This window comes from Candidatus Obscuribacterales bacterium (assembly GCA_036703605.1).
Lineage (GTDB): Bacteria > Cyanobacteriota > Cyanobacteriia > RECH01 > RECH01 > RECH01.
This window is the reverse complement of record DATNRH010000930.1, coordinates 1-1143: the sequence shown is the minus strand read 5'-3', so window position 1 is coordinate 1143 and position 1143 is coordinate 1. Positions and strand designations below refer to the sequence as shown.

Genomic DNA, 1143 nt, shown 5'->3' with positions numbered 1-1143 from the left:
GCGTGTTCCACAAAGAAGGTCATCATGGTGAAGGGGCGGGTCTCCTCCATGTCTAGGCTAAGCACACCCCCAGACACACTGGAGGCGGTGTTGAATTGCCACATGCGTGGCTCAAGCACCATGTTGTAGATGCCATCATCGGAGTTGTACACGGCAATGGCATTGGCACGGGCATCATCATCCACGGTGTTCATGGTGAAGAACAACTTCACGTCGGTGATGATGGAGGACAAGTTAGTGATGTTGGCGGAGCTGCCTGCTCCGGAGCCGTTGGGAGCATAGATGACATCTCCAGCGTTGGCGAGCTGGGCATACACCATCATGTTGTGGGCCAGGGGGGAGATCCAGAACATGTTTTCAAATCCTTCGTATGGCTGACCCACATCAAAGGGGATGAGGGCCTTGTGTCCGGCAGCCAGGGCGCGTTGACGCGCAACAGTGGAGGCAGAGGAGAGCATGGAGGGTTCAATGAAGTCCATGTATTGGCGGGAGTTGTACTTGGTGCGCTGTCTGTCAAACATGAAGTAGGGCAGTTCAAACTCAGCAGTGTAGGGGTTGTTGGTGAGCTGGATGTACACGCGCCTGAACGCAACGTAACCAAAGTTTTGGACGAACGCCTCAATGGTTTGAGCAACATTGAAGGTGGCAGCGGCAGTGGTGAGTTCAAAGAAACCGTCCTTGAAGCAATCCTCAAACTTGGGCACCTCCCAGCGGATGATGCCTTGGTTAAAGGAGGTGGGGGTTTGCCCCTGCTTGGACATCTCCTTGAGGTCGTGGTTGTAAGGGTTGAGCACAGCATGGGACTCGTTCTCAAACAAGTTGACGTCTGCGCCTGACGCGTACATCAGCGAGGCCTGGCGCGAGGCCAGCCGGCTGACAACAAGCTGGGAGGACATGGTTGATGTGAGACACCAGAGGGAAGGGAGGGGGCGTTACATATGGAATTAGAAAGTTGTAGTGTGCTTTATTGTGTTTGATTGTGTCCGACAAAAGGGAAATCACGAAGTCGCGTGACTTTCAGTATCATTGTATCACAACATGACTCCCAGAAATTGGCGGGTGCCTGTGCGCAGCTTCTTGGAAGTGACACCCTCGGGGGGAGAATAGGTGTTGCCTGCCTTGTCTGTGCGTGCAGGTGCAGCA

1 protein-coding gene is annotated in these 1143 nt (G+C 54.0%); it reads right to left on the bottom strand.

Features of this window, described 5'->3' with window-relative positions; translation table 11 throughout:
* On the bottom strand, positions 1-896 hold an 896-nt coding region (locus V6D20_19120), incomplete at its 3' end, for a hypothetical protein (GenBank protein HEY9817893.1).
* Between the last annotated feature and the right edge of the window lie 247 nt (positions 897-1143).